The organism is Parahalioglobus pacificus, assembly GCF_014652275.1.
Lineage (GTDB): Bacteria > Pseudomonadota > Gammaproteobacteria > Pseudomonadales > Halieaceae > Parahalioglobus > Parahalioglobus pacificus.
The window spans coordinates 149,388-168,367 of sequence record NZ_BMYM01000001.1 but is presented as its reverse complement, the minus strand read 5'-3'; the positions used below and the strand labels follow the sequence as shown (position 1 = coordinate 168,367).

19 protein-coding genes and 1 tRNA gene are annotated in these 18,980 nt (G+C 56.6%); 14 read left to right on the top strand and 6 right to left on the bottom strand.

Annotation, left to right across the window (positions count from 1 at the left end):
- Positions 1 to 86: 86 nt before the first annotated feature.
- Positions 87 to 2,384, bottom strand: a complete 2,298-nt coding sequence (locus IE089_RS00730; protein WP_189474245.1) for a TonB-dependent receptor — start codon at positions 2,382 to 2,384, stop codon at positions 87 to 89.
- 316 nt (positions 2,385 to 2,700) lie between these two features.
- Between IE089_RS00730 and xdhA the strand changes: the two genes are divergently transcribed.
- The 11 genes from xdhA to IE089_RS00680 are packed head-to-tail and all read left to right on the top strand — an operon-like array spanning position 2,701 to position 13,024.
- On the top strand, positions 2,701 to 4,164 hold the full coding sequence (gene xdhA / locus IE089_RS00725) for a xanthine dehydrogenase small subunit (RefSeq protein ID WP_189474243.1): 1,464 nt from the start codon (positions 2,701 to 2,703) through the stop codon (positions 4,162 to 4,164).
- The gene (xdhB, locus tag IE089_RS00720; RefSeq protein WP_189474241.1) at positions 4,157 to 6,502 is read left to right on the top strand and encodes a xanthine dehydrogenase molybdopterin binding subunit; all 2,346 of its coding nucleotides are present in this window, start codon (positions 4,157 to 4,159) and stop codon (positions 6,500 to 6,502) included. The genes xdhA and xdhB overlap by 8 nt, the downstream gene beginning before the upstream one ends.
- A complete protein-coding gene (gene xdhC, locus IE089_RS00715; protein WP_189474240.1) occupies positions 6,499 to 7,356 on the top strand; it encodes a xanthine dehydrogenase accessory protein XdhC in 858 nt (285 codons plus the stop codon). Before xdhB ends, xdhC begins: the two co-directional genes overlap by 4 nt.
- On the top strand, positions 7,356 to 7,490 hold the full coding sequence (locus tag IE089_RS15745) for a hypothetical protein (protein WP_268247967.1): 135 nt from the start codon (positions 7,356 to 7,358) through the stop codon (positions 7,488 to 7,490). Before xdhC ends, IE089_RS15745 begins: the two co-directional genes overlap by 1 nt.
- A 3-nt stretch (positions 7,491 to 7,493) precedes the next feature.
- Positions 7,494 to 8,516, top strand: a complete 1,023-nt coding sequence (gene alc / locus IE089_RS00710; RefSeq protein ID WP_189474239.1) for an allantoicase — start codon at positions 7,494 to 7,496, stop codon at positions 8,514 to 8,516.
- The gene (gene uraD, locus IE089_RS00705) at positions 8,513 to 9,013 is read left to right on the top strand and encodes a 2-oxo-4-hydroxy-4-carboxy-5-ureidoimidazoline decarboxylase (RefSeq protein ID WP_189474238.1); all 501 of its coding nucleotides are present in this window, start codon (positions 8,513 to 8,515) and stop codon (positions 9,011 to 9,013) included. The genes alc and uraD overlap by 4 nt, the downstream gene beginning before the upstream one ends.
- Positions 9,010 to 9,351 carry a hydroxyisourate hydrolase gene (gene uraH / locus IE089_RS00700; RefSeq protein ID WP_189474237.1) on the top strand — a complete coding sequence of 114 codons (342 nt, stop codon included), beginning with the start codon at positions 9,010 to 9,012 and terminating at the stop codon, positions 9,349 to 9,351. Before uraD ends, uraH begins: the two co-directional genes overlap by 4 nt.
- A gap of 1 nt (position 9,352) precedes the next feature.
- Positions 9,353 to 9,853 carry an ureidoglycolate lyase gene (locus tag IE089_RS00695; protein WP_189474236.1) on the top strand — a complete coding sequence of 167 codons (501 nt, stop codon included), beginning with the start codon at positions 9,353 to 9,355 and terminating at the stop codon, positions 9,851 to 9,853.
- A 6-nt stretch (positions 9,854 to 9,859) separates the two neighbouring features.
- The gene (gene guaD, locus IE089_RS00690; RefSeq protein ID WP_189474234.1) at positions 9,860 to 11,176 is read left to right on the top strand and encodes a guanine deaminase; all 1,317 of its coding nucleotides are present in this window, start codon (positions 9,860 to 9,862) and stop codon (positions 11,174 to 11,176) included.
- Positions 11,176 to 12,384: a urate hydroxylase PuuD gene (locus tag IE089_RS00685; protein ID WP_189474232.1), complete on the top strand. Its 1,209-nt coding sequence runs from the start codon at positions 11,176 to 11,178 to the stop codon at positions 12,382 to 12,384. The genes guaD and IE089_RS00685 overlap by 1 nt, the downstream gene beginning before the upstream one ends.
- Positions 12,377 to 13,024 carry a TetR/AcrR family transcriptional regulator gene (locus IE089_RS00680; RefSeq protein ID WP_189474230.1) on the top strand — a complete coding sequence of 216 codons (648 nt, stop codon included), beginning with the start codon at positions 12,377 to 12,379 and terminating at the stop codon, positions 13,022 to 13,024. The genes IE089_RS00685 and IE089_RS00680 overlap by 8 nt, the downstream gene beginning before the upstream one ends.
- On the opposite strand, the gene IE089_RS00675 is transcribed toward IE089_RS00680, so the two are convergent.
- Positions 12,996 to 13,565, bottom strand: a complete 570-nt coding sequence (locus tag IE089_RS00675) for a phosphoribosyltransferase (RefSeq protein WP_189474229.1) — start codon at positions 13,563 to 13,565, stop codon at positions 12,996 to 12,998. The genes IE089_RS00680 and IE089_RS00675 overlap by 29 nt on opposite strands.
- Before the next feature lie 54 nt (positions 13,566 to 13,619).
- On the opposite strand from IE089_RS00675, the gene IE089_RS00670 reads away from it, so the two are divergent.
- The 3 genes from IE089_RS00670 to IE089_RS00660 all read left to right on the top strand — a co-directional run bounded on the left by IE089_RS00670 (position 13,620) and on the right by IE089_RS00660 (position 16,228).
- Positions 13,620 to 14,222 (top strand): phosphoribosyltransferase, encoded by a 603-nt coding sequence (locus IE089_RS00670; protein WP_229802511.1) that lies wholly within the window; start codon positions 13,620 to 13,622, stop codon positions 14,220 to 14,222.
- A gap of 430 nt (positions 14,223 to 14,652) precedes the next feature.
- Entirely contained in the window at positions 14,653 to 15,981 is a 1,329-nt protein-coding gene (locus IE089_RS00665; protein WP_189474228.1) for a DUF3422 domain-containing protein, read from the top strand.
- Between the two features lie 170 nt (positions 15,982 to 16,151).
- Positions 16,152 to 16,228, top strand: a tRNA-Met gene (locus IE089_RS00660).
- Positions 16,229 to 16,513: 285 nt separating this feature from the next.
- On the opposite strand, the gene IE089_RS00655 is transcribed toward IE089_RS00660, so the two are convergent.
- The 4 genes from IE089_RS00655 to IE089_RS00640 form a co-directional block, all read right to left on the bottom strand.
- Positions 16,514 to 17,077: a hypothetical protein gene (locus tag IE089_RS00655; protein WP_189474227.1), complete on the bottom strand. Its 564-nt coding sequence runs from the start codon at positions 17,075 to 17,077 to the stop codon at positions 16,514 to 16,516.
- A 93-nt stretch (positions 17,078 to 17,170) separates the two neighbouring features.
- Entirely contained in the window at positions 17,171 to 17,617 is a 447-nt protein-coding gene (locus IE089_RS00650) for an HD domain-containing protein (RefSeq protein ID WP_229802510.1), read from the bottom strand.
- Between the two features lie 47 nt (positions 17,618 to 17,664).
- A complete protein-coding gene (locus IE089_RS00645) occupies positions 17,665 to 18,105 on the bottom strand; it encodes a hypothetical protein (RefSeq protein ID WP_189474225.1) in 441 nt (146 codons plus the stop codon).
- A 99-nt stretch (positions 18,106 to 18,204) separates the two neighbouring features.
- Positions 18,205 to 18,861: a HEPN domain-containing protein gene (locus IE089_RS00640; protein ID WP_229802509.1), complete on the bottom strand. Its 657-nt coding sequence runs from the start codon at positions 18,859 to 18,861 to the stop codon at positions 18,205 to 18,207.
- Positions 18,862 to 18,980 lie beyond the last annotated feature (119 nt).

The window sequence follows — 18,980 nt, the reverse complement described above, 5'->3', positions numbered from 1 at the left end:
TGTACCGAGTAACCTGTTTGGCCAGGCAGCGGCAAAAAAAAGCCCGGCACATATGGCCGGGCTTTTCGAACCGTGCGACTGTCGTCCTAAAAATCGACACCCACTCGCACCATGTACTGACGCGGTGAAATCAACTCGTCACCGGTCGCGCCCACACCGAACACGTCGGTAAAGCGAGCGTTAATACCGTCCTCATCGGTTAAGTTCTTGCCGATCAGCTCAACACGCCAGGGCGCATCGTTCGGCGACAAACGAACCGCTAGATCGATAATGTCGTAGCTGTCTACCTGATCGGTGGTGGGGTTGTTGAATATACGGTGGCTAAAGTCACCACGGTAGGTGTAACTCAGGGTGCCGAGGAGTTCACCCCAGTCTCCCAGCGCCGTGTCATAGGTCAGTGCAAGGTTGGCGGTGAAGCCAGGCGTCTTCGCCAATTCGTTACCACGCACGTCGGTAATCTTCCCCGCTCGAGCCATTTGGATTTCCGGGCTGAAGAGATTGAAGCCATCCGCCAGCAACGCGTTGGTCGCGGCCTCCGAGTCGACGTTATCAAGTGCCAGGTGCGAGGAGGTAATTTCGGTCTCCAGCCAGGCCATGCGAGCGTCGAAGATCAGGTTGTCCGTGATGAACGAAGCAAACTCCAATTCGGCACCGTAGATCTCAGACTCTGGGATATTGCCTACGCCACCCTCGAAGACCTCGGGATCGGTCGCTTGGTACTGCAGGTTGTCATAGTCGTAATAAAAAGCAGCTGTGTTAACGCGTACACGGCCGTCCAGCAGGTCTGTCTTCAAACCCACTTCATACGCGTCCACAACCTCTTCTTCGAAAACCGGCAATACCAAAATCTGCGCGATCTCTTCTTCGCGACCATAAGTCAGGTTACTGCCGCCAGGCTTGAATCCACGCGTGTAAGAAACATAGCCCATCGTCGCGTCGCCAAAGTCGTGCTCTACCACAACGCGCCCGGTCCACTTCTCGCTTTCAATTTCAAGGATGTCAGTACCGGCGCGGCCGAAAAAGTTGGTGACCTCAGAGTTAACCTCATCCTCGGTATAACGGGCACCGACTACAAGACGCCAGTCGTCATTGAAGTTCCAGGTGCCTTGACCATATACGGAGACAGAGTCACGTTCCGGCTTGGAGTCTGAAATGAAACCGGTGTCGGTCGGCGCGAAGGACACAACCTCTTCGACTGTGAACGGGTCAAAGGTGCCGTCAAAGCCAAAGTCCAACAACTCACGAATGGTGATATCAACCTCGGTATCCAAGTAGAAGACGCCGGCGGTCCAGTCGAGCTTACCGAAGGCAGGTTCTGCAGAAATCAGATTGAATTCTTGGGTGACCGTCTTTTGACGGTTCTCTTCCGGTGCAAAATAGCTTGGCAGCAGAGTAAAGGGCGGCAGGGTCGCCAGATCATTGCGGTCATTGTCGCGTAGGATAGCAATATCGTCGTCCTGGTAGCTGCTGAGAGACTTCACCGTGACTGCGTCCAAGTCCCATTCGAGCACCAGTGAGTAGAGTTGCGACTCCAGTTCGTACGAAGAAAGCGAGTCCTGAGCCAGTTCGCGAGCGTCGGGCGTAGGATCCAGAATACCCTTCTGCGCTGCACCATTTGCATCCTCTTTGAAATACTGCCCGGTTAGGTTGGCTCGGAAGTTGCTGCTTGGCTCCCATAAAACACGCAGACGTGCAGACACACTATCAGCGTCGTCCAAGTCTTGATCTAACACGATATTGTCGGTGAAGCCTTCGTGTTTGTTGCTGGCCACGGAAGCCCGCATTGCTACGGTGTCACCGAGTGGAAGGTTGATCGCGCCGCGAGCACGCACAAGGTCATAGTTACCCAACGTCAGATCAGCGGTGCCGTAGATCTCATCCGTGGTTGGTGCGATAGAAATCACATTAATAGCACCACCGGTCGAGTTCTGACCAAACAGTGTACCTTGAGGCCCTCGCAGTACCTCGATGCGCTCAAGGTCGAGAAAATCTGTCTGCAGCGCGAAAGGCGAAGCCACATAGATGCCATCAAGGTGATAGGACACTGACGGGTTGGCAATCGCATTCTGGTTGGCCTCATTTCCGACACCGCGAATGGTGATGACCGTCTTGAAGCCCTCGTTCTTTGCAATATTAACCCCGGGAGCGACTGCGCTGAGGTCGACAAACGTCGTGAGATCGCGCTGGTCCAGGTCTTCAGAGCTGAAGGCGGTAACCGCTTGGGACAAATCCTGAAGGCTTTCCGACCGCTTCTCAGCGGTGACGAGAACTTCCTCGAAAACGGGTTTGGCGTCCTGAGCCATAGTATATGTTGACACCAGAGGTGCGGCGGCCACCGCAACAGCGAGGGCCAGCGGTCGCAGGGACGGGCTTGCTTGTTTCATCGTAGTTCCTCGTTCATTAGAAAACGTGTGTATAACTCAAAATTATGCCCAAGTCGCGCACGGAGGCCGTGAGTTGTTCACGAAGGGCGCGCACCAAATCAGGGCAAAAATAGGAGGGCGCACTCTTTTCTTGCCTTATAATCGTGCAAAACCAATTCTTAACACCGCTGTTAAGAATATTACAGTAGTGCCGTAGCAATTTACATGCCAGATTTTGGCCTACTGGACACGAAGATCAACTCCTTTGTGGCCGACGGACAGAAGGTTTGCTATATTTCCTACCACTACTGTTAACTTTTCAAGTGGCCAACCTGCCGTGATCTCATTCCTTCTCGACGGGACAGAACACCGCCTCGAACAACTGGACCCCAATACTACGGTGCTCGACTACCTGCGCGAGAACCTTGGCCTTACTGGTACAAAAGAAGGCTGCGCATCAGGCGACTGTGGCGCCTGCACAGTGGTCGTTACGTATCCCCAAGGTGACGCACTGAGCTATCTCGCCATCAATGCCTGTATCACGTTACTGGCCACATTGGACGGTTGCCAGTTGCTTACCGTTGAAAGCCTGGCTCGCGACGGTCAACTGCATCGGGTACAGCAGGCAATGGTGGACTGCCACGCCTCCCAATGCGGTTTTTGCACCCCGGGCTTTGTGATGTCGATGTTTGCTTATCGCAAGTCGAACCGTCATTTCAATGCACACGCTATCGAAACAGCACTGGGCGGCAACCTTTGCCGCTGCACGGGCTATCGTCCCATTGTCGACGCGGCTGTAAAGATGTATGAGCCCGATGCCAGTGACTCGTTCAGTAAGGGTACACTCGCCACCCTGCGAGCACTTGAAGGGCTGCGGGCCGAGCCCAGCACACCAAGCTGTGCAGCAGACGGACGTAACTTTCTCGCGCCGAGTAGCGCATCGGCCTTGGCCGATGCGCTCGCCGCAAACCCCGGAGCCAGGCTTATTGCCGGCGGCACCGACTTGGCACTGGAGATTACCCAACAGCTGAAACAGTTCAGCACTCTGATCTCGACTGCTCGCGCCCCGGAACTGCAGAAGGTAGAGCAGTCCGCAGACACGCTCAGTATCGGCGCCGCCGTCACCTATGAGGACTGCGCCGAGATACTGTGTACTCATTGGCCGGATCTCGATGAATTGCTCAGGCGACTGGGCGCTCAGCAGATCCGCAATCGCGGTACGCTCGGCGGCAACATAGGCAACGCATCGCCCATTGGTGACTTCCCGCCGGTGTTGATTGCGCTGGACGCCCGCGTGGAGTTGCAAAGCAAGACTGGCCGGCGTCAGGTTGCTATGGCGGACTTTTTCACCGGGTACCGACAAACGGCCTTGGGCGCAGGCGAGTTCATCCGCACAATTCATATCCCACTGCCCCATTCGGATGACTGGTTCCAGGTCTACAAGGTCAGCAAACGCCTTGAGGATGATATCTCAGCGGTCTGTGGCGCCTTTCGCCTAAGGTACCGCGCGGGTACTGTCGAAGATGTGGGCATTGCTTACGGCGGTATGGCTGCTGTGCCCCAGCGTGCGACACAGACCGAGGCGGCATTGCGCGGCAGGCCATTGAGCCAGGCGGCTATCACCGATGCTATGAACGCCCTCGACCGCGATTTCACACCGATAGAGGACTTCCGCGCCAGCGCGGACTACCGTCAGCGCGTAGCACGCAACCTCTTGCAGCGCCTGCTGCTGGTGCACCAGCAAGGTGATGGCCGCCAGCTCCGGGTCAGCCAATACAGGGCCGGGTCACCGCATGCGTAAGCTGCCCGACACACGCCCCGCACACAGTTTGATCAGCGGTCGAGCCGGGAGCGCAACGCGCCATGAGAGCGCCCACAAGCACGTGAGCGGCGATGCCCTGTACGTGGACGACATACCGGAACCTGCAGGCATGCTGTACGGATACGTCGGGCTGAGCAGCATTGCGCATGCGACGCTCAAACAAATGAATCTCGACGCCGTGCGCACTGCGCCCGGAGTGATGGATGTGGTGACCGCAAAGGACCTGCCCGCACTGACAGACATTGGGCCGGTGTTCCCTGGCGACCATTTGTTAGCCGAGGGTAAAGTCAATTTCCATGGTCAGGTACTGTTCGCAGTGGCCGCCACCAGCCAAGATGCCGCACGCCGCGCTGCACGCCTGGCCGACGTGAAGTACGAGGCACAACAGGCTGACCTGACCCTCGAGTCAGCCCTGGCGCAGGAGCACTTCGTTCGACCCACACACACGCAGCGGCGTGGCGATGCCGACACTGCCATCGCGACAGCACCGAACCGCTTGAGTGGCCACTTCAAGATCGGCGGGCAGGAACAGATGTACCTGGAGGGGCAGATAGCGCTGAGTATTCCCGGTGAAGACGGTAGCATGCTGGTCCACAGCTCGACTCAACACCCTGCAGAAACGCAGAAGCTTGTCGCGGAAGTGCTGGGTTTACCAATGAGCCTCGTCACAGTGACCGTGCGGCGCATGGGCGGTGCTTTCGGCGGCAAAGAGACCAATGCCAACCAGTGGGCATGCTTGTCGGCGCTGCTGGCGCGGCGCACGGGACGACCGGTCAAGTTGCGCCTGGCTCGAGCTGACGACATGACCACCACAGGTAAGCGACACCCGTTCCACAGCGACTACGAGGTGGGCTTTGACGATGAGGGCCGAATCCTGGGGCTGAACCTCAAGCTCAGCGGCAACTGTGGCCATTCGCCCGATCTCTCTGATGCCATTGTCGATCGCGCCATGTTCCATGCCGACAACTGCTACTTCCTGCCTGCCGCCCGTATTATCGGCAACCGGGTGAAAACCCATACGGCCTCGAACACTGCTTTTCGCGGCTTCGGCGGCCCCCAGGGCATGCTGGCTATCGAGCAGATTATAGAAAACATTGCCCAAGCCACCGGACAGGACGCACTGGATATTCGCCAGCGCAATTTTTACGGACCGGACGGTCGCAACGTTACCCACTACGGCCAGACCATCGAGCAACACATCATCGCACCTTTGGTAGCACGACTGACAAAAACCAGTGAGTATCGTCAACGGCGGGAAGCCGTGCGAGCCTTCAACAGCGAGAACGCCATCCTCAAACGGGGCCTTGCTCTGACACCGGTCAAGTTCGGTATTTCATTCACAGTGCAGCACCTGAACCAGGCTGGCGCTCTGCTGCACGTATACACCGACGGCAGCATACAATTAAACCACGGCGGCACTGAAATGGGGCAGGGCTTGTATACCAAGGTAGCCCAGGTAGTGGCCTCAGAGTTTGGGGTAGACCTGTCGAGCATTACCTGCACCGCCACCCGGACGGACAAAGTGCCCAATACCTCGCCCACCGCCGCCTCGTCCGGCAGCGACCTGAACGGCATGGCCGCCCGGGATGCAGCGCGCAAGATTCGCCAGCGGCTCACCGAGTTCGCCGCGGAGAAGTTTGCTGTCCCGGCCGAGTCCATCCAGTTTGCCAACGACCACGTCAGCCTCGGTGCACAGAGGATAACGTTTGCAGAGCTGGTGCAGCAGGCTTACCTTGGCCGCATCTCGCTATCCGCAACCGGCTACTACCGTACGCCCAAAATTCACTACGATCGCGCCAATGCCAGCGGCCGGCCGTTTTTCTATTACGCCTACGGCGCGGCCTGCTCTGAGGTGTTGATCGACACGCTGACCGGCGAGAACCGCGTGTTGCGAGTCGATATCTGCCAAGACGTCGGCCAATCCCTAAACCCGGTACTGGATATCGGCCAGATTGAAGGCGGGTTTATTCAGGGCATGGGCTGGTTGACCACAGAAGAGCTGGTGTGGAACGAACAGGGCCGCCTGCTCACCAACAATCCAGCGAGCTACAAAATTCCAACGATCGGCGACACACCACCCGTATTCAACGTTGAGTTGATGCCCGACAGCCCGAACACCGAAGCGACGATATTCCACTCCAAGGCTGTCGGTGAACCGCCGCTGATGCTGGGTATATCGGTATGGGCTGCACTGCGCGATGCCGTGGCATCGATCGGAGAGCACAGAACGGCGCCCCTGCTGGACGCACCAGCCACCCCCGAGCGAATACTTGCAGCCTGCGACCAAGTGCGTGCGGCCAGGGGGGAAAGGCAGTGACCCAGTTACAAACACATACTCACTGGGCAGACGCAGTCGCCACTCTGCGCCAGCAAGGCCAAGATTTCGTTATCGTTACCGTGCTGTCGGTGACAGGATCTACCCCGCGCGAAGATGGCAGCAAGATGGTGATCGGGCAAGAGGCGAGCTATGGCAGCATCGGTGGCGGCCACCTCGAACTACAGGCCACGGCGCGCGCGGCCCGGATGCTGCGCGATACAGGCGAAGCCAGGCATCTGGAGTATTTTCCCCTAGGACCAAAACTCGGTCAGTGCTGCGGCGGCAGCGCACACCTGCTGTTCGAACGGTTTAACGGCGAGTCATTCAACATCGCCCTGTTCGGCGCCGGCCATGTAGGCCAGGCACTGGCACCCTTGCTGGCCCAGCTACCCTGTCGCCTGCACTGGATAGACAGCCGCGAGGCGTTCGCCGGCATGGGCGAGTCAGCCACCGGCAATGTGGCGCACTATGATCCTCCCGCCGATGCAGTAGCAGACCTGCCTCCGGACACCTGTTACATCATAATGACCCACAACCACCAGCATGATTACGAGATCCTGACAAAAGCGCTGACGCGTCGGGATGCCGCCTACATCGGTCTGATCGGATCCACCACAAAATGGCGGCGCTTCCAGATGCGCCTGGAGCATCAGGGATTCAGCGCCGAGGACTACCAGGCCGTGCGCTGCCCTATCGGCCTGTCGCAAGTACCCGGGAAATTGCCTGTAGAAGTTGCTGTATCTGTCGCCGGGGAAGTTATGTCGCTACGCCACCAGCTGGGACAAGCCCGCCCGGGGCCCTCCCCTGCGCCGGCACAACTGCGAGCACTACAGCGTCAAGAGGAGATCGAATAATGACAGTATTTACCCTGCGCAGTGGCCACGTCAAAGGCGTTATCCAGCGCAAATTGCTGCGTGGCCAGAACATTTACAGCGATGGCAAAATCGTTAGCGACGCCAGGGTTCGCCCGCTACCAAAGCAGCCCTAGCGCATGAACAAAGACCAACTTAACCAACGCTATACGGATCTGCTCAGCGAACGCCTCGGCGGTTGCGCATTGGCTTGCTCCGATGAGTGGTTTGCCCCCGCAGCCAATCTGGTAAAACACGCGGAGCCGATCTTTCGCGAGGGACATTTCGTGGAAACCGGCCAGTGGATGGACGGCTGGGAATCCAGGCGCAGCTTCCGTCGACGCTCGCGCGAGGCAAGCGGTCTCGACCACGACTGGTGTGTCCTGGCCCTCGGCGCCCCCGGCATGCTGCGGGCGGTCAACATCGCGACCACACACTTTCGAGGCAACGCTCCTGAATACGCCGGTCTCGATGGCTGTTACATCCAAGGGGAGCCAGACCCTGCGACCGAGTGGCGCACGCTGCTGGCAAAGTCTCCGGTCGAGGCGCACAGTGATAACCTGTTCGCCCTGGACAGCTCGGAGGCCTGTACCCACCTACGCCTGAAGATGTACCCCGATGGCGGCATCGCGCGGCTGCGCGCCTGGGGCGACATCCAGGTAGATACGAGTCGCTTTGCAGCAGGCGAAGATATCGACCTCGCCAGCGTACTGGCCGGTGGGCGCGGGCAACAGTGCAGCGATATGTTCTACAGCTCACCCAGCAACCTGCTCATGCCCTACGCGGGCATCAACATGGGCGACGGCTGGGAAACGCGCCGGCGTCGCGACGCCGGTCACGACTGGTGTATCGTTCGTCTCGGTGTCCCCGGAAATATCAGTCGCGTGGTTATAGACACCGCTCACTTCAAGGGCAACTATCCCGATCACTTCACGCTGGAAGGAACAGATTGCACCGAGGACGATGCCCTGGCCGCAGGCGCCAGCTGGCAGACACTGATTGGCCCCAGCGACCTCGAGGCGCACCGGGAACATACCTTCATCCGACAGCTGCAGTGTGACAGTAACCAGCGCTTCACCCATGTGCGCCTGAATATCTTTCCAGACGGTGGCATTAGCCGCCTGCGCATTTTTGGCCGGCCACACTGGGTTGGCAGCGCATGAACGTCGCAACATTGAACCAGGCCAGTCAGCAAGAGGCGGCCCAGCTACTGAGACAGTGTTGCACCAGTGAAAAGTGGATCAGCCGGCTTCTGCAGGCGCGCCCCTTCGCAGACGCACAAGGCCTCGCCGCAGCCGCCGATAAAGCCTGGCGCGACCTCGCAGAGATCGACTATCTGGAAGCCTTTGACGGCCACCCAAAAATCGGCGATGTGAATTCACTGAAAGCTAAGTACGCGAATACCAAGGCACTCGCTGGTGGAGAACAGTCGGCTGTCGATACCGCCAGCGACGAAGTTCTAGCGGCACTGGCTGAAGGCAACCGCGCCTATGATGACAAGTTCGGCTTTATTTTTATCGTGTTCGCCACGGGCAAGAGCGCGGCGGAAATGCTGGAGCTACTGCAGGCTCGCCTGCCCAACGATCGTGATACAGAAATGCGCAACGCCGCCGAGGAGCAGCGCAAAATCTTTCAGTTGAGATTGGAAACGCTGTTATGAGCCAGATCACCACACACATACTCGATACCGCCACCGGCGCGCCTGCAAACGGTGTTGCTATCACTCTGTGTCGACGCGATGGCGACAGCTGGGCCCCCATGGGCAGCGGCACAACCGACGCCGATGGTCGCATCGCCGATCTGTGCAGCGACGGCACACCACTGTCCGCCGGCACCTATCGCATGGTGTTTGCGATCGGAGAGTATTTCGCAAGCCGCAAGCAAGCGAACTTCTACCCTTGGGCAGAAGTCATCTTCAATATAGAGGGCGATGGGCAGCACTATCATATCCCGCTGCTACTCTCTCCCTACGGCTACTCGACTTATCGCGGGAGCTAGCATGCGCACCCTGACCCCAAGCTTACTGACCCGCGAGGCCTTTGCCCCTTTTGGCAATGTGATCGAGGTCCATCCCGACAACACGCAACTGGCGATCAACTACGGGCGCACGACCCGTCACCATGCCGTTGCAGAGGTCGCCACGTCAGGGCCGGACGACCGCGCTATTCTTAGTATTTTCCGCAGCGAACCGGTATCACTGCCTTTTCAGTTGCAGGTGATGGAGCGCCATCCACGGGGGAGCCAAGCCTTCATGCCACTGAGTGGCGCGCCTTATCTGGTCGTGGTGGCACCGGCGGGGGATTTCGACGCGGCGGGGCTGCGGGCGTTCTTAGCCAGCGGCTCACAAGGCGTCAATTACCACGCCGGTACCTGGCATCACTACAGCCTGGCCATGGAAAGAACCTCTGACTTTCTGGTGGCCGACCGCGACGGCCCCGGTAATAACTGCGATGAAATCAACCTAGAGCCGCACGTCATGCTGGCCCTTGGGGAGCATTAATACGTCATGCAAGCCTACCGCGCCTCACTGCTACACTTCCTGGACGACCCGGATAAGCTCGGCGAGACCGACAGCTTCGAATACATCGAGGATGGTCTGCTGCTGGTGGAGAACGGCCACATTGCAGCTGCAGGCCACTGGAAAGAGTTGTCGAAGCAACTCCCGGAGCATGTCTCGCTAGTGGACCATTGCGGCAAACTGATATCACCGGGTTTTGTGGATACTCATATCCACTACCCACAGACAGAAATGATCGCCGCCTATGGTGAGCAGCTACTGCAGTGGCTGGAGACCTACACTTTTCCGGTGGAAGAACAGTTTGCAGACGCCGACTATGCCCTGGGCATCGCCAACTGCTTTCTCGACCAACTGGCCGCCTGTGGCACGACCACCGCTATGGTGTTTGGCACAGTGCATCCGCAGTCAGTAGACGCATTTTTTTCGGCCTGCGAGCGCCGTAATCTGCGCATGATCGCGGGTAAGGTACTGATGGATCGCAACGCGCCGGAAGCGCTCACCGATACCCCAGATAGCGGTTATGACGACAGCCGAGCGCTGATTGAGAAGTGGCACAACCGCGGCAGGTTGCGGTATGCCGTTACGCCGCGTTTCTCGCCCACCAGCAGCCCAGAGCAACTCAAACGGGCTGGCCAATTGCTCGCGGAGTTTCCCGACGTGTACATGCAGACGCACATCGCTGAAAACCACGACGAGATCGCCTGGGTCAAAGAGCTCTTCCCTCAGTGCGAGCACTATCTGGACACCTATGATCAGGCAGGACTGCTGGGCAGGCGCAGTGTGTTTGCCCACTGCGTGCACCTGGAGGATGCCGAGTGGAAGCGGTTGGCGGAGACCCACTCCAATATTTCATTCTGTGCCGCGTCAAATTTGTTTCTCGGCAGCGGCCTGTTCAATCTCAAACGCGCAGTTGAACACAACATCTGTGTGGGCATGGGCACAGATGTGGGCGGCGGCAATACGTTTTCGATGCTGCAAAACATGGCTGATGCTTACAAAACACAACAGCTTAATGGCTACGAGCTAACGCCCTTCAAGGCGTTCTATCTCGCCACCCTTGGCGGCGCGCGCAGCCTCGATTGCGACGATCTCATAGGCAACTTCCTCCCAGGAAAGGAAGCAGACTTTGTGATTCTGGACAAGCAGGCAACCCCCTTTCTGGACTTCCGTTTCCGGCACTGTAATACCCTGCTCGAGGAGCTATTTGTCCTCGCAACACTGGGCGACGATCGCAATGTACTGGCCACCTATGCCGCCGGTAAGGCGATACACCACCGCGACAAAACAAACGAGGCAATGGCCTGATGGACGCATACATTCTCGACTGGTTACAGCTGATTTTCCGCTGGTTGCACGTAATCACAGGCATCGCCTGGATCGGCGCCTCGTTCTATTTTGTGTGGCTGGACAATCATCTGGAGGCGCCCCCTCGCTGGAAAGTGGACAAGGGGATAAAGGGTGACCTCTGGGCGATACACGGTGGCGGCATCTACGAGGTCGCCAAGTATCAGATGGCGCCAGAAAAAATGCCGGAGACCCTGCATTGGTTCAAGTGGGAGGCCTACTCCACTTGGCTAACCGGTATGGTGTTGCTGGTGCTCGTATTCTACGTTGGCGCCGACGCTTACCTGATAGATACCCGCGTAGCAGAGCTGACCCAACTGCAGGCTATCGGCATCGGTCTCGGGTCGCTGCTGGCGGGCTGGTTGCTTTATGAATTGCTATGCGCCACGCCACTGGCGGGCAAAGGCTATCTGCTGGGGCTCACGCTGGTCGTTTTGGCCGTGGCATTCTCCTGGGGCCTTACACAGCTCTTCTCCGGGCGCGGGGCTTATATCCACATGGGGGCTATCATCGGGACAATTATGGCGGGCAACGTATTCCGCGTGATCATGCCCTCGCAGCGCGCCCTGGTCGCGGCCATTGAATCTGGATCAGAGCCCGACCCATCTTGGGGGGCGAAGGCGAAGCTTCGCTCCACCCACAATAATTATCTGACGCTACCGCTGCTGTTCATCATGATCAGCAATCACTACCCAATGACGTACGCACACAAGTACAACTGGATTATTCTGCTGGCCATCATCGCCATCTCCGCCTTCGCGCGGCACTATTTCAACCTGCGCCATCGCGGGATCAACAAGCCCATCATCCTCGTTGTATCGTTACTGGCAACTGCCGCTCTCGCTTGGGCCATCATGCCCAGACCGAGCCCAATGGCGACGGCAAGTGCAACGGTTCCCGACGCCGCCCGAGTGGAGGCTATCATCGTGCAGCGCTGCGCCACCTGCCACTCTGCGACACCCACTGATGACGTATTTCAAGTCGCGCCGGGTGGCGTCATACTCGACGATCTTCAGGGTATGCAGCGTTGGGCCCAGCGGATACAAGCCCGAACTATCGATGCACCTGATATGCCATTTATGAATAAAACCAACATGACCGACGAAGAGCGCGCCATAGTCTCCCGCTGGCTGGCAGCCGGCGCGCCGGGGGAATTACACGGTGAGTAGAAACCAGTATCGTGTGGGGCAGATTCGAATCGACAATGAGGCGCTGATCCTACAGGCAGCCGAGCAAGAATTCGCGCGCGTGGGGTTCAGCGGCACATCGATCAGTCGCATAGCACAGGAAGCCGGCGTCCCCCGCAGCAACGTACACTACTACTTTAGCTCCAAAGAGGCGCTTTACCAGCGCCTGCTAACCAATGTGCTGGACGCGTGGAATCGCTCCTTTCCCGAGATCACACCGGAGGATGACCCCGCCCAGGCGCTGGGCGAATACATTCGTGCCAAGCTGGATTTCTCTCGCAATGAACCCAATGCCTCCAAGATCTTTGCGAATGAGATTCTGCGCGGCGCGCCACTGCTGAAGGCATTTCTACAGGAAAATTACAGCACGTGGCTTAAGCGCAAGCAGGATGTCATCCAGCAGTGGATCGCCCAGGGCAAGATGGACGACATCGACCCGCTCAACCTGCTGTTTATGATCTGGGCTACCACCCAGCACTACGCCGATTTTGACGTACAGGTCAAAACCGCACTGGGGCGCGATGACTATACGGAAGAGGATTTCGCACGCATCACCAGAACGGTGAAACACATTATCCTCAAAGGCTGCGGCCTCACTCCGGGGGTAGATACGGGGCAATAATGTCGTAAATGACTGGCCGATTGACGCGAATCTCATCGCGACTGAGGCCCTCGAGGGAGTGCGGGTATTTCAACCAGCCCTCGGTTTCATGCAGATAGTAGTCGGGGCTGCGCGAGGTCTGATTCCGAGTGGGCTTGTAATAGGGGACAGCAACCCGTATGTCCTCCGGCGTGTTACGACGCGCCTTTTCCGCAAGATGATCAATCACAGCACTGATCGTGTGGCCGGTGTCGAATACATCATCAACTATCAATAATCGATCCTCGTGAGTGACGTGTTTGACCAGGTAATTCATCCCGTGGATTCTTATCTCAGATGAGCGCCCATCGATGCCGGAGTAGGAAGAGGTTCGGATAGCAATGTGATCCGTCTCGATGCCATTACAGGCCAGAAGTTCCTGCACGGCGATACCCATCGGCGTGCCGCCGCGCCAAATAGCAATCATAAATGTGGGCCGGAAACCGCTGGCAATAACCTGGGCACCCAAGGTAAAGGAATCCTCCAGTAACTGCTGGGCTGACAGGTAGACCTTGTTAGTCATCGTATAAGTGTCGAGGGCTATTTGAGGAGTAGTATACTGCTCTGAAATGCACCTGTGTGGAGAAATGACATCTCGCCCAAGAACAAACACTTTGTGACGGAAGAAGCCCTGCTTAACGATTCGTTCAGACTGGCGGTGGCTGTCTACGCTAGCGGCTTCCGCCCAAATTTCATCGTCGGGATTTGGCGCGGCGGCTCCACGGTGGGAATTTACGTGCAGGAGTGTCTGCAGTATCTAGGCGTACAAACTGACCACATTTCCATACGCACCTCCTACCGAGGTATGGAAGATTACTTGAAGCGGATAGACCGCCCCCAGAACATCCGTGTGCATGGCTTGCAGTACCTGTTCGAAAATCTCAATAGTGATGACCGGCTGTTGATCGTCGACGACGTTTATAGCACAGGTCGCAGTATCGAGGCCGTACTCAACCGGCTCCGGTCGAAAACCAAGCGCAATATGCCAGCTGATGTGCGCGTAGCCGCACCCTACTTCAAGCCGGCACGCAACCAAACCGACAGAGTGCCGGATTACTATCTGCACGAGACCAAAGACTGGCTGGTATTACCCTACGAATTGACGGGCCTGAGCAACGACGAAATTACGGAGCACAAGGCCTGGATGTTGCCCATTCTAGAGGCCTGTCGGCCAGCCTGAGGTTAGAACCTACCGTTCGCTGTGCTGCGGCTAACGGTGCCGTCGCGGCAACTATGGGACAGAGACTAACCGCGCCGGCTGTGCCCTACCCACAGACTATAGTGACCCCAATCATTCAAGCGCAGAGCGGTCCGCATGCACCACCAGCCGCGTTTCACTACCTGTAGTTATTTAGCTCTCATCGGTTTCAAACGCAGCTTTCCCGATGCTTGTATAACGCCTATCGGCACCTGTTCTGCGCACAGGCAGTAAAGGCCGGTGCGTCGCTCTCCAATAGTCCTTCAGGGTTATTGCTCTAGTTCAGCTTCATTCAGCATTCTCCCATTCTTACACTTCACACAGCGCTCTCTGAGACTCGCATGGTGCCCCGCATACGCGCCAACTTGAAATACCTTCTCAGAGAACACTGACTATTTTGGAGGCAGTCGGGGTGGACCAGCAATTACAGACGACCATAGCGAATGAAGAAGTGGCACCAGTTGAGCGCAACAGTCTTTTCAACGAATGGCATGCGCGCCCTACTGTTGGCTTACAACCACCGTTCAGATGTTCGTATGTGTTATCACTACTGAACGGCCGCTCAAATGGGGATGCCCGGCAGAGCATTCACGATTTCTGCGAGGAAACAGGCCAACCCACGCCGTCTCGAGAAAGTCGCTTCCACGTGCTCAATGCGAACAACTGCAAGCTTAAGTGGGAAAGCCATACCGAGGCCACCGGGCATACCATCCTTGTACCCGGCAACGCCCAGCCGCCCTTTGGTGAAACTGCACTCGATTTTCTTGATAGGGACAAGCGCGTGGAGATCATGTCGGATATTTTCGTAGGCGTGCATGTCGAGGTTCTTTCCGCCCCGGGCGGCGAGGACGTTAATGGCTATTCAATGGCTCGCTCGCTACTCGGGGCCGAGTCACTCTACGGTGGAGATATGTCAGGCGGCGACGCAACCGTTTGGTCATCGTTCAAATCAGATGCCAACGGTTTTATACGCATAATCGTTTTCGATCGGGGAATGACTGCACGACAGGCCGGCAGACTGGTGCAACGACTGCTAGATATGGAGGGGTACCGAATGCTGGCCATACGCGCTCTTCCGGCAGCACGCCAAGTTATGTCCGCTGCACTGACACTGGAACCACAGTTGAGTGCAGTTATGCGCAGACTGAAAACTGCTGGAACATTGACGGCGCGCGAGCAAGCCCTCGATAGAATCACCGAACTTTCAACGCGCGTAGAAGAGCTCTCTGCGGAACACGCATCCGCCTTCTCTGGAGCACGAGCCTACGCAAGAGTCGTTGAGCGTCGCACCGAAGAGGTGCGGGAAGAGATCGTTGCAGGCCATCAGCGCTATACGAACTTTCTGATGAGAGCACTGGCGCCAGCGATGGCTACATGCGACGCTGCCGAACGTCGCGTTAATGAGTTATCTGAACGCGTTGCCCGTTCCGCCAGCCTCTTGAATGCAATGGTCGACTTTGAGCAATCCCGACAGAATCAAGCCGTACTGGCATCGCTGGCGAATAGCGCACAGCGTCAGCTCCGCCTGCAACAAGCGGTGGAGGGATTTTCTATTTTCGCGATCAGCTACTACGCCGTTGGCGTACTGAAGTACATATTTGACGCACTCGACCATCTTCCTCCCGGCTTTGACAGCAATTTTTTGACGGGGGTGTCTGCGCCGGTAGTATTTGGCCTCGTCTACCTCTCTGTGCGCATAATGCGGCGTAGAATACACCGGCTGACTTCCGGCTCCGATTGAGCGTTTCGATTTTCGGACTGTCCGCAGAAAACCACCTGTAGGCGCATTAAGTCTGCATTCCCCAAGGGCTGCACTGTTGACGAACTCGTCGCAGACGAGTATTGACTTGAAGAACCAGATTCAGCAAAATGCGCGCCTCATTTCGGGGCACTCTTGCTTCGATTTTATGTGGCTACGTAGCTCAGCTGGTTAGAGCACAGCATTCATAATGCTGGGGTCGGTGGTTCAAGTCCACCCGTAGCTACCACCTCACCGAACCGTTTTCCCTTTAGTATTCATAAGCTTAGCGCAGATTTTCGATCGCGCGAGATCGATCGTTTTTTGCCCACTCTCTGCTGGGGCCCAACTGGGGCCCAAACTGAGCCCATCACTACTGTAGCTGAGAAGTAAGCGGACGCCCCCCCTGACTCAAAGGTCCTGCTGCAGCCATCGCCAGTTTCCCACCGTAAAGACATCGACCTCAATCTGTGCCGGAAATGCATCGCCGCCGCGCGGCGAAAAACCCATGCCTTCGGCATGCGTTTTTCGCGGATTAAGTGGAACGAAAAAGAGTGAAACGCGCTATAAGAGCTTGTTGCCAGTTAGAAAGTCTGGGATGCGAATCGACCGAATAGATATGCAACCGCCTTAATCCCTCCGTGGGCTCCATACCCAGCAGGAGCTGAATGAGGGCAGGGTTTTCAGGTAAAGCGCCTCCTAGTTCATCATGCAGACGAGCCAGATCCGAGAGATGAGCACCTGCACGCCCTGGGAGAGTGACACTGCTGAACGGACCGAACGGTGACAGCGGGTCAGTTTCCTCGAGAAGCTGCACATAAGCATGCGATACCTCGCTCACAGTTTCTTCAGCGGAGTTCTGGTAACTCTCCTGCCAGAATGCGCCTGACAGACTGGACATGGCGCCATGGAGAGCGCCATTCCAGTCGGTTTCTGGTGATTGCAGCGCATAGCTATCCATTGCCATTACCACCAGCTCAGACCAAACGCCTACCACCACTCCTGCCCTGGCTTTTTCGGAGGCGAGTATCCGTCGAAGCCGCCTAGCTGCGCCGCTATCGGGCACGAGAAGAAAGTGTGTCGTCGCCAGTTGCGTCATAGGTCGGTACATCCTTGTGTATTCTGGCTCACCACTCACTGCAACGTGTCTAGTGAGACTTGACGTAAGATCGTCAGATAGGCGATCGAGCCATTAACGTAGCGATCGCTCATAAGCAGCATTCAGCACCCCGCTCTTACGAGCCGCTGCAGTACACAAACGATCGGGGTCAGGGCGAATTCCAACTCTGCCCAGGTCGAGTCGGTCTGCATCCCAACATGTCATTACAGTCACATCGGCGGTCAAGTGTCCGTCGCTGTGTCCCGAACAGGCCTCAACCAATAGGTCGAGCTCCTCTCCTGAGATTTCGATGAGATCGCCTGCGATCTGGCGCGCGATATCCACCGCCCGATGTCCATGCTCTGGGTCATAGCCATCATTATGCCGACCGAGGTCGTGAATGAACGCGAAGTATTCCACTACACGCCGATTTGCACCGGTGTGCTCAGCAAGCAAAAGCCCATTATGTCGCACGCGCGCCCAATGCGGAGCACCATGAATCCCATCCCAGTCCAACCGGAACTCGTTACGCGCATACACTATGAATTCGCTTGTTATTAGCGACGGTTTATTACTGACCGACATTCCTAGTCATCGTCTCCGGAAATTTCCAGCCCTTCACCGTAAGGGTTGTTCGGACTGTCGTTGCGATAGCGGCTTCCAGCCCCATAGGGATTATTTATGGAATCTTGTGAGTAGCGGCTGCCGTAACGCCCATAAGGATTTGACACTGACTCTGGATCATAGGGGTTGTTGCTTAACTTACCCCGGTAGTTACCCTGATTGTCATAAAGCTTGGGAGCATCGGTAGCGTAGGGGTTGTTGGCTGACTTTGAGCTGTAGTGGCTCCCGTACCTGCCATACGGGTTGTTAATACTGTTCGCGTTGTAGCGGCTACCTGCACCGTAGGGGTTGGACGTAGAGCTGGGGTTGAACTTATTTGCGCTGTAGTTACCCAGATACTTATCCGCAGCGGCGGGAAAAGAGAGAGAGCACAGGGCAACGATAGTCACGGTTATACGCGTCATACTGTGAATCCTATTAGAAAGGCTGATAGGCGCTCATGGTACTTAGCCGCGCGCACATGTATAGCTTGTATACATGTACATGTACTGTTTTCATGCAGGTCACGATTCAACAACGGGATATATGGCGTCTCCCCACAGTGTATTAGGGTTATCCAGCATCAGCTTGATGACATGAGGTACAAGCTTGCCCAGAAAGGCGCTGCAATCACGCAGTTGCTCACGATTCACCTTTGAATTCCACGTTGCGCCACCGTGGACGAGTTGGTTACGTAGGGTGTACATTCGGGACAGGGCGATGGAAAGCGCGTCAGCCGTTCTGTGCTCTGCAAGTGCATGATTAGCCGCAACTTTGGCCGAATCAAAGCTCGTCTTCCATCGCTCCTCAGATATGTTACCGCGCTGATACTCCCAGAAGGGCTCGAATACAAACTTGTTATTCAATAACGCTCGAATTGAACTAGAGAACTCAGACCAGATAAGCTCATACAGCACATCACCGGAATCCAGCTGCACTAACTTCTCAAGAAACTTAGTGAACGCCTGCTTCTCATTGGGCCTTTCCCCACCAGAGATCTCATTGGCATAGGCCGCGTTTAGTGCCACCCACAAGAAGAGTGTACGACCGTCCACATCTTTGCACTGCTCTGCCCTGTCTAGCCAACTAAGAGCTCTATGTACACGCAAAGCGAGACCATCAGAGTGGTTATCACGTTCTGCTCGTTGGCGGGCCTTTAACTCGGCATACGTTATCGACATATTGCAGCTTCCATGCAGCATCGCTAGTCTCGATTATTCGTATATTCTCAAAATGCAACAAGGCTATATGCGATTTTTCGCCAAAGAGGATAGCTAGATCATTCCATTGTCACGTGAAA